The organism is Halorubrum amylolyticum (assembly GCF_004114995.1).
Classification (GTDB): Archaea; Halobacteriota; Halobacteria; order Halobacteriales; family Haloferacaceae; genus Halorubrum; species Halorubrum amylolyticum.
Window position 1 is genome coordinate 1 of sequence record NZ_SDJP01000053.1, and the last position, 10060, is coordinate 10060.

9 protein-coding genes and 2 pseudogenes are annotated in these 10060 nt (G+C 55.4%); 8 read left to right on the top strand and 3 right to left on the bottom strand.

The window, feature by feature from the left end; translation table 11 throughout:
* The first annotated feature begins 353 nt into the window (after positions 1-353).
* Positions 354-1700, top strand: coding sequence for an orc1/cdc6 family replication initiation protein (locus ESO89_RS17760; protein ID WP_007344290.1), 1347 nt, complete (start codon positions 354-356; stop codon positions 1698-1700).
* 286 nt (positions 1701-1986) lie between these two features.
* On the opposite strand, the gene ESO89_RS17765 is transcribed toward ESO89_RS17760, so the two are convergent.
* Positions 1987-2310, bottom strand: a complete 324-nt coding sequence (locus ESO89_RS17765; protein WP_128906739.1) for a hypothetical protein — start codon at positions 2308-2310, stop codon at positions 1987-1989.
* A gap of 138 nt (positions 2311-2448) precedes the next feature.
* Here ESO89_RS17765 and ESO89_RS17770 point away from each other — a divergent pair, with 138 nt between their 5' ends.
* The 5 genes and pseudogenes from ESO89_RS17770 to ESO89_RS17790 all read left to right on the top strand — a co-directional run bounded on the left by ESO89_RS17770 (position 2449) and on the right by ESO89_RS17790 (position 7212).
* Positions 2449-3369, top strand: coding sequence for a MarR family transcriptional regulator (locus ESO89_RS17770; protein ID WP_128906740.1), 921 nt, complete (start codon positions 2449-2451; stop codon positions 3367-3369).
* Positions 3370-3490: 121 nt separating this feature from the next.
* The gene (locus tag ESO89_RS17775) at positions 3491-4177 is read left to right on the top strand and encodes a nucleotidyltransferase domain-containing protein (protein WP_128906741.1); all 687 of its coding nucleotides are present in this window, start codon (positions 3491-3493) and stop codon (positions 4175-4177) included.
* A gap of 70 nt (positions 4178-4247) precedes the next feature.
* Entirely contained in the window at positions 4248-4874 is a 627-nt protein-coding gene (locus ESO89_RS17780; protein WP_128906742.1) for a winged helix-turn-helix domain-containing protein, read from the top strand.
* Positions 4875-4941: 67 nt separating this feature from the next.
* Positions 4942-6306: a restriction endonuclease gene (locus tag ESO89_RS17785; protein WP_128906743.1), complete on the top strand. Its 1365-nt coding sequence runs from the start codon at positions 4942-4944 to the stop codon at positions 6304-6306.
* Positions 6307-6386: 80 nt separating this feature from the next.
* Positions 6387-7212, top strand: a pseudogene (locus ESO89_RS17790) (IS5 family transposase).
* 20 nt (positions 7213-7232) lie between these two features.
* On the opposite strand, the pseudogene ESO89_RS17795 reads toward ESO89_RS17790, so the two are convergent.
* Positions 7233-7650, bottom strand: a pseudogene (locus ESO89_RS17795) (AAA family ATPase); the annotation flags it as partial.
* A 333-nt stretch (positions 7651-7983) separates the two neighbouring features.
* On the opposite strand from ESO89_RS17795, the gene ESO89_RS17800 reads away from it, so the two are divergent.
* Complete coding sequence (locus tag ESO89_RS17800) at positions 7984-8802, top strand: ParA family protein (RefSeq protein ID WP_128906744.1); 819 nt, start codon at positions 7984-7986, stop codon at positions 8800-8802.
* Positions 8799-9206: a hypothetical protein gene (locus tag ESO89_RS17805; protein ID WP_128906745.1), complete on the top strand. Its 408-nt coding sequence runs from the start codon at positions 8799-8801 to the stop codon at positions 9204-9206. The genes ESO89_RS17800 and ESO89_RS17805 overlap by 4 nt, the downstream gene beginning before the upstream one ends.
* Before the next feature lie 94 nt (positions 9207-9300).
* On the opposite strand, the gene ESO89_RS17810 is transcribed toward ESO89_RS17805, so the two are convergent.
* On the bottom strand, positions 9301-10060 hold a 760-nt coding region (locus ESO89_RS17810), incomplete at its 5' end, for an IS5 family transposase (protein WP_128906746.1).

Genomic DNA, 10060 nt, shown 5'->3' on the forward strand with positions numbered 1-10060 from the left:
TGAGAATCATCACGAACCTCTGCTGCCAGTTCATACAGGCTAAGTTGTGCGCCTTCTATGAGATAGCAGCGAAATCAGTTCGGGCTAAACACGTACCGTCCAGTGTTTCATCTCGCACACGGGGAGTACCCGCTGAATTCTTCTGTCTTGCCTCGACATCGACAGCTGTTCGATGGCCTGATCGACATTTCATATCGCACACGGGGGGTCACTACGATCAATTGATTTCGCCCGTGGTTACGGAATTATTTCGTCTACCCATCGAGAAACAGTCTGTATCGGTAGAATTCAGCAAATTTAATCTCGCACACGGTACCCATATTTATTTATAGTTTCGACCTAACTGCGCAAATATGGCTGACGGCGACGATCAACAGTCCCTCTCACAATCTATCAAAGGTCGCCTCCAAGAGGGCGTTCAGAATTCGGTTTTTCGAGATAAGGGTCTTCTTGACCCGGATGCCGTCATCGACGAGGACCGGATCGTCGGTCGTGATGACCAGCTGGACGACATCATCACCTATCTCCGACCGGCATTACAGGGGAACCGCCCGCCCAATATGCTTCTCTACGGCCCATCGGGGACGGGGAAGTCACTCATCATCAATGCGGTCTGTCAGCAGGTTCTTGAACTCGCGAACGCCCAAGATGACCGTTTTGGCGTTATTAAGATCAACTGTCAGACAATCAAATCGCACGATAGGGCCGTCTATCGTCTTGTAGAAAACGCCGCTAATGAAGCCGACGTCGAAGTCGGTGTCCCGCAGAGTGGCGTCTCGACAGACCAGAAACTCAGCCGATTCTATGAGATCCTGAGTAACAATTTCGACTCGGTCATTATCATTTTGGATGAGATTGACCTCCTGGTGGGACGACAGCGGGATCCGAACGAGGAACCAGCTTACTCAAAGCTGCTTTATCAACTCTCTCGGGCATCACAACTCGGTCAAATCGAGGGGCACGTGTCCGTTGCTGCGCTCACGAACGATCCCCGATTCATGGAGAATCTTGACGGCCGGGCTGAGAGCTCGTTCAATCCGCAAGACGTCGTCTTCTCAGACTATGATGCGGACCAACTACAATCTATTCTACGACGACGTCGTGATGCGTATCGGGAGGATGTCCTTGAAGACGGTATTATTCCACTTAGCTCAGCGTTTGCGGCACAGGATCACGGCGACGCGCGGAAAGCGATCGATCTATTCCGGAAAGCAGGCGAAATTGCGGACCGAGAGAACGAAGATACGGTTGATGAAGGACACGTTCGCGATGCCCAGAAAGAAGCGGAACGGGATCGGACATTGACTCAAATGCAGGGTCTGTCGACCCAAAAGAAGCTCTCGCTTTACGCTACTGCAATCGTCCCTGTCTACTCACAACGCAACCTGAACGCCGTTCCCAGCACAGTCGCGTACCGTGTGTATCAGTATCTTACTGACTTACTTGATGCCGATACAAAATCGCGCGACTCCTATCTCCGCTATATGAGTGAGGCAGAGACATACAATTTTGTCACATCAGAAAAGCGGGGACGTGGCTACGGGAGTGGCGTTCACAAAGAGTACACGTTCGTTGACAATCCTGGCGTGGTTGCTGAAACCCTTCGAGCAGATATCCGGATCGAGGAAGCAGATAACGAAGGTGATCTTATCAAGTCAGTTGTCAACGCACAGATAGACGACTTCTTTGAGGGAAAGTAACTCGGAGCGACACAGTCGCTGCTATTTGATTCATTTCGCACACGGGGTGTGATTCTGCCAGAAGAAATATTATATATTCTAAGTGTGTCTGACATTCGTACTCATAATTTCATTTCGCACACGGGGTGTCCCCGCACAACTCGTCAACTGATTCATCTCTCACACGGGGTCTACCCCGGTTGAGGGTAGAATCATTTCGCACACGGGGGGCGCCAACGAGATATCTCTAAGAATTTCATTTCGCACACGGGGTGTGTACGCCGCAAGATCGGGCTAGCCATCTGCTCTACTCGTCAGGATTGACTGGTGACTTATACTTGGATTTGACTTGATCTCCATCCCGCCACTGCCAGTAGTAGTAGCGATTGTCGTTGATATCCTTGATCGTGATCGTCGCTTTGGCAGGGACGTCGTCTGGGAGTTCGTCTGGTTGCTCTTCGGCCTCCTCTTGATCTGCCGACTCCTCGAGACGGGCCTCTCGTTCCTTGTGCTCGGCGAGCGCTTCAGCGTACGTCGCAATGTCTCGAAGCTGCTCCGGCTCCGACTCGTTGAGCGTGTTGACGATCTCCGTCGGGAGGTTCGCCGGTGGGGTCGGGGGTTCGTAGGACATCGGCTACTCTCGTGTTAACCAACACGACCCACGAATCCATAGTTTTGTTGGTTAAGACGATGGAGACGGCTCCCGTGCTCGCTGGATGTAACATTACTCGAAACTTGTTTATAAATTAGTTTTGTACTATGTTATACTGTGCTTCGGCGCATCGAACTCAAGGTCCTCGCCACGGTCGCCCGCGACGATACGATCTCCGAGCTCGCGACGAAGCTCGACCATAGCGAGAGCTACCTCTCTCGTGCCGTCGCCGACCTCGTCGAGAAAGGGCTCGTCTATACCGAACGCGACGGCCGACGAAAACGAGTCGTCCCATCGGATGCCCGCGCCGTCGAGATCTACCAGGACCTCGTCCGTCAGCACTCCCACATTGACTTCCCCGAGCTACTGACCGGCAAGGCACTCGAGGTGCTGTACTACCTCGACCAGCCGCGAACTGTTTCCGAGATCGCCGACCGGAGCGACAACTACCGCAACACAGTCAACCGGGTCCTCAAGCGGTTTCGCGACCGTGGGTTCGTCGGGACGGCCGACGGCCACTATGAGTTCAACGCTGACTTCGACCGCCTCCACGAGTTCGCCCGTGAACTCACACACCATCTACATCGCCAGCGCCTCGAAGCCGTCGCCCCGAAGGGCACGATTCTCTGGGAGGACTATGACGAATTCCTCGCTCAAACTGAGACGGAGATAGACGCAGACGGATTCCACGAAACCGGCCTCCCTCGGTTCGCGATGTTTGATCTCCAGTTCCTGCTCACCGGCCACCGCTACTACGTCTACTCCGAGGAACTCGACGCAGTCTCGCCGGCGGAGCTGTGTTGTCACACTCTCTTGATCGACAACGGTAGCCGCTACCGTTCGTACTGTCTCCTCCTGCTCAGCCACGTCGACGTTGACGAGGACGACCTCCGAACGCGATCTGCGAAGTACGACCTCGAAGACGAAATCAACGCCTTGCTCCGCTACCTCGAAACCCACGGCGAGATCCAGGACGATCGTCTCCTCAAGTGGGACGAGTTCCAGAAGCTGGCGGCCGAATACGAAATTGACATGTGACAAATTTTTGATTTTACATGGATTCAGAGGTATTTCTCGCCCTGGACGCCACACAACTCAGAATTAGTGAGAACTCATTTAGAAATTAGGTTAAAGTAGCAACGCCAAGGAATACTTTACAATGAAAACAGATACGAACGGTACCCTTACTGACGGTATCCAGATATCCATCGACCTACCACTCCAAGATGACCGTTTACTCAGTGGCGATGCGACAGGTGATATTCTTCTCTTTTTATCTCGACATCACGATGAATCGTTTTCGATGACAGACCTTGCTGACGCAATTGGTTACACGCGACCGACGATCACCAAGACGGTTGATACACTTTCTAGGAATGATCTCGTTATCGAAGAACACGACGGACCCCGCCGACTTGTCCAGATCAACCGTGACCGGCTCACCATCCCAGACCATCCATTCCTCGGAATTCCCCAGTCGGAGTTTCACGCGCCGGTACAGGATGCGACTGACCAACTCCGTACTAAACTTGATGACGTTCTCGCTGTCGTTCTGTATGGAAGCGTTGCTCGCGGTGAGGCTGACCGTCGCAGCGATATTGATATCTGGGTGTTGGTTCGTGAAGACCGACCGAGCAATCAACGACAGGCGAACCACATCAGGCAGTCGCTTGAGGAAGACACGTTTGGCGGGGATCGATATGCGTTCGATATTGATGTTGAGTCTCTCCAAGGAATCCCGACGTACGCTGAGGAGCTCCAAGAAATTATTCACGATGGTATCGCAGTCTATCAAACAGATGAATTTGACACCGTCCGTAGTATGATTCTTCACGGTGATGGGTAATTCGGAGGCTCTCTGGGCGAACTCGTTCACTAGAGCTAGTTTAAAGTTCAAAGATTTCGTACTAGCGAGTATGACTCCCCACCCCGTCACGGAGACACCCCCACATGATCTCGAAACGGGGATCAATCAGCTCGCAACCGTCGGGCGGTTATTGGATCATCCAGAACTGGCGCGTGTCTATGTGTACACCTGCTATTACGGGCCGGTCACCCGCCCAGAGATCAAGGCGGCACTGGATATCCCAAAGACCACCGTCTACGATCACGTAGAAACGCTTGAGGCACTCGGAATCGTCACGTTGGCGGGAGATAGACCAGTAGAAGTGACCGCAAATCCGGTTCGCATCACTACTGATGGTATTGTTGTGACGCCGACGATCCTCCACGCCGTTGCACTCCAGGAAGTCGATGAAGAAGTCTCATACTTCGTTGAGCGACACGGTGTTGGCAAACTCGCTGCTGCTGTCCGACAGGCCGGACTCCATTATGCTGGTCAGATCACCCAGCGAATGGCCGCTGATCCACTTGGCATCGCAACTGGGGAAGCGATCAGTGTCATCCTCGCGCTGAAGCCTGCGCTCGCGGTTGGGCAGGAATACGATCCCTACTTCGACGTGATTTTCCCGGAAATCTCGGATGACATCGGATTCGAGAGCGACCATGGCGCGGCAGTACCTCGTCAGAATACCGAGTCGTGACTGAGTCCATCACAGCAGTCGACGCAAACGAATTGGGGCATCGAAAAATAGTACCCGTATCTCTCGAATGGCTGTTCTAGACGAGCTCTCGGGATTCGAGTTCGAGGATGTCATAGAGGATGTCTTCCGCAACCTCGGCTACGAGAACGTCCGGCAGGCTGAGAAGACAGCCGACGAGGGGCGGGATGTCATCATGGAGGAGGTCGTCGACGGCACGCGGCGCGCGATCGTCGTCGAGTGTAAACACACGGGGACGGTTGGGCGACCAGTCGTCCAGAAGCTCCACTCGGCGATCGCGACGTTCGATTTCGATGGCCCGAAGCGGGGCATGGTCGTTACGACGGGCCGGTTCACGAGTCCCGCCCAGGAGTACGCCGATCGTCTCCAACAAAACGACGACCCACATCCAATCGAGTTGCTCGGTGGTGAGGACCTTCGAGAGATAGCCGACGAGATCGGCCTCGACCTCTACAACGGTCGCATCGAGATTCTCTGCGACGAGACCCTCCGTCCCTACGACCTGGCAGCTGATGTCGACGCGCCCGTCCAGGAAGCGTTCCGGGATATCGAGAACATCGAGGCCGCCGACGTCCCGATACCGCATTCGGCAGTGACGTTCCGACCGGTGGTCGCGGTTACCGCCGACACGAACGCTGTCTTCGAGACGTCCGTCGGCGTCATCCACCGGATCAACGATCGGACGCAGTTCGTGGTTCACGCTGAACGCGGCCACCCACAGGTCGTCAACGAAGATGTTGCGGCACTGGTCACCGAGAACTTCCATACGAGGATCGAACTTGACTCGGAACAGTTTGGGGAGGTGTTCGACGACGTCGAGGAGGGCCGATTCGGGCAGACCCAGACCGATTACAAGGAGTGGGCCGTCGAGCGGCTCCAGCAGCACCACACCACGACTGTCTCCTACACTGGCGACAACAACGTCACGTACAACAAGACGTGTGAGCCGAATCTCTCGGATATCTCAGTGCAATCGATTGAGCCGGTGTATCTACCTGAGGTTCGCCAGACGACAGGGATTCTGGAGTATTCGTATCCGTACGAATACTATGCTGCTGGCTCTTCACGGGTCACTACAGAGGACGGGATTCACCGGTGCGTCCACTGCGAGACGAGCGGCGTCGACGAGACGTACACCTACTGCCCGAACTGTGGGGCTATCGCTTGCACCAGCCACACCAGAACGGAGCGGCTGGAAGGCGAGCCGGTCTGTACGGGTTGCGCGGTGACGGAACGGTTCGCGCTGAAGACGAAGTACTTCTACGACGAACAGAATCTCGAGGAGTTCCGCGAAGAGTACGCTTATATGCCACTTCATGAGAAGGCGATGGAGAACAAGTTACTGGCTGGGGGGAGCGTGGTCGCGACGCTGCTGCTCGTCGTCGGACTACTTGTCATCGGCGGCATCATCTAGACCAGTTTGCTCTGTTGAATCCGCAGAAGGCGGCGGGATAGCGTCGCTCTGAAGGTGGAAGCGAAGCGGAAGAGTCGAATGTGACCAACCTACTCTTCCGCTTCGTTAAGCAAGCCGCGTCGCTGGCTCAAAAGCGCTGTGCAGCCAGTCCAACGGCGGTGAGTGATCCGACTGGCAACGGATTTCCCGGGTGGAAGCATGTTACGCTCCACTTTTTGCGGGTTCACATGGATGCGACGTACCGCGAGATCGTCGATTGGGCGAGTGAGATGGATCGCGTTCGTGGTCTGTTACAGCTGGCGCGGACGGCATTTCCCGCACCCTCAACGCTGTACCGTTCGTTTGAGAGGGTTCCCATGTCAGTGTGGCGCAGCTTCCTTCGTGAGTCCGCAACCATCTGCGATCCGGGCTCGCATGGGGCCATCGATGCCACGTTCTTCGACCGAGAAACGGCATCGAGACACTACCAACACCGCTCGGATCGCTACATACGCACGCTCAAAACGACGGCACTCGTCGATACAAACTCGTGTGCCATCCTCGATATTCACTGCTCGGCCCACTGGCCTCACGACCCCCAAACTGGCCGTCGCCCTTCGCAATACCGACAAAATTGAGAGTCTCGCCGGCGACAAGGGCTATGACGACCAATCCCTCCGGGACGCCCTCCGTTCAGAGGGCGTCCGGCCCTTGTTGCGTCACCGGCTGTTTGCTGCGTACGATCACGCACACAACGCTCGGTTGGACAGCGAATTATACGGCCAGCGCTGGATAGCCGAGACCGCCTTTTCGGCCATCAAGCGTCGATTCGGCCCCGCTGTCCACCCTCGCGCGTGGTATCGCGAGTTCCGCGAACTTGTGTTGACCGCCGCAGTCTACAACCTCGAACAGGCTCTCAAACAGTGATCCCCACGCCGTCATCGGATTCAACAAAGCAGACTCGTCCCTTCCGCCTCGAGGAGGTTGTACTGCTCCATCTTCGAGAGGTACGTGCGGATAGTCCGTTTCGTCGTGGGTCATCGACCTCTTCGGAATAACGCTCGTGGATCTCGCCCGGTCCGACGGGCTATGCTCGCGAATGATGTCGTAGACGACGCGCTGGTGCGGCGTGAGTGAATCGAGGCTCTTCTGCTTGATTTGGGCCCGAGCATCCTCGGCGGCATCTAGGAGAATGTCGTCGGTGGTGCGCTCGTGATTCTCGCGATCAGCCTTGCCGGCGGACGTTCGAAGGATGCCGATTGCGAGGCGGGCGTCGCCGGCGGCCGCGTCGGCAATCCGGTAGAGCTGGTTGCCGGTGATGACGTCCTCATCGAGTCCCCACTTCGCCCGCGCACTCAGGATGCGTACCTGGCGGTAGATCTGGACGAGCTCTGAGTGGCAGTCATCCAGAAACGAATAGAACGAACGAAATCAACGCAACGAGCGTGTTTTGCGTAATGAACGAATTTATCGGAACAAGCCGAATCGACTAGAATAGGGGACGCTCGGTGGGCGTAACGAATAAAACGAACGAAACGAATGATGCGATGATAATGAATACATTCCATTCAACGAGTGAAACGAACAGTTGGTTTTAATACCGTCGTAATCCTTTCACCGAGTGAAACACCCTCACTGAACGCACCGAACTAAACGACCAAAACGAACGAAACGAACACAACGAGAGAAACGAGGATAATGACCGACACCAATACCGCACGAATCACGGTGGCGAATCAGAAGGGAGGCGCTGGGAAGACAACCGATGTCATTCATACTGGCGGCGCACTCGCCGCCCGAGGCCACGACGTCCTCCTGGTCGATATCGACTACCACGGGGGGCTCACCTGCTCACTTGGCTACAACGATCTGTACTACGACACCGACCGTACAACGCTGTTCGACGTCCTCGACTTCGATCAGATGGAGTCGGTGAACGACATCATCGTCGAGCACGAGGAATTCGACATCCTCCCCGCCAGCGAGAAACTCGCGAACAACAAAAACATCCAGACGTTGCTTGAGGCGCCGAAGAGTCGCGAGCGGTTGGAGATGACTCTCGACGAACTCGACAAGGACTACGACTACATCATCGTCGACACGCCGCCATCCCTGAACGTCCTCACCGACAACGCCTTGGTCGCGACTGGCAACGTCGTCATCCCCGTCATTCCCGAGAAGCTCAACGCCAACAGCCTCCAGATTTTCGCAAAGCAGCTGAGCTCCCTTGAACAAGCGTACGGAGACATCAATCGGATCGCAATTGTCTGTAACCGTGTCGAGCAGAACAGCGAGCACCGAGATACTATCGAGGAGATTGAATCGGCGTACTCGCTCCCGGTCTTCGAGATCCCAAAGCGGACCGACCTCTCCCAGTCGATTGGCGAAGGGGTGTCCGTCTTCGGCTTCGGTAAAGAGAACCAGCGCGTCGAGGATGCACGCGACCTGTTCAACGAACTCGCCGATTTGTTCGACGAGACGTTTGAGAAGACCGCTCCTGAGGAGGTGGAAGCATGAGCGACGGCTGGGGCGATGCCTCCGGTATCGAGGGGAACTACGAAGATGGGGATGACGAGGGCGATTCCAGCGAAACGAGTGAGGTGAGTGAAACGGTGGAAACCAGTTCATCGACCGAAACGACTGAATCGACTTCAACGAAAGAAACGAACGAAACGAGCAAAACGAAGACGAACATCAAGGACGAATGGAACGGGCGGACGATCTACATTCCCGACGATGTCCTCAACGAGATGGAGGACACCTACCTTGAATCCCAGCTAAAGCTCCGCAAGGCAGGCCAAGACGAGTTCAAGAAGAACCGACATTTCTACCCGCTTCTTGTACAATTTGGGCTTGAAGCACTCTCTGAGGCAGATGCGGAAGAAATCCGAACACGGCTTTCAAACTTGGACAGCGAGTAACTCCGCACTCGGACAGACGCGCTTCCGGTGGCGAGATATACGCTTTACTTGTCGATCCAGACGGCTGTGTTGAATCGCTGTAAGGCGTGGAGATTCACTGTTTGACGAAGCGTTTGATGTTATAGACGACACACATCAGCGCGATTTCGCGGAACTCACGGAACCATGAGCGCGCTCGCACGGCGAAGCCGAGCGAGCGCTTCACAGCCGAGTTCACGGTTTCGGTCATAGAGCGCTGATTGTAGCGGTTATCGTCGATTCTGGCGTTGTGTGCGTGGTCGTACGGAGCGAAGATACGGTGCTTGATCAGCGGTCTGATCCCGAGGTCGCGTAATCCTTCACGAAGCGATTGCTTGTCATAGCCTTTATCGGCCGCAAGAGACCGCAGATCGCCCGCGTTCCGGCGGGCGATCTGCTCAGCAAGGTCTGCGTCGCTTCCTTCCCGATTCGTTGAGCAGTGAACGTCAAGGACGGCTTGAGACGCTGTATCGACGAGTTTTGTGACTTTCAGCTTTTGAACGCGGTAGCTGATTCGCTGGCAGTAGTGGCGGCTCGCTGGTGAGCGGTCGTAGAACGTGGCGTCGATCGCGGCGTGTTCAGAGAGATCGTGCAGCTGCGCAGACTGGCGCAGAAGCACTCGGCAGACGCTCATACTGATCCGGTCGAACGCCTTACACAACGTAGACGGCGCGGGGAGATCGGCCGCGTTGAGGCCGATCTCCCCGATTATTTGTGGCATCTCTTTGAGCAGGTCGATCGTCATGCGGTACGATGAATCGAGGTAAATCCGCAGACAGTGAAGCGAAACGAGTGCATAGTCGGCGAATCCGCCGCCACCGTCCGGGGCGGCGGAT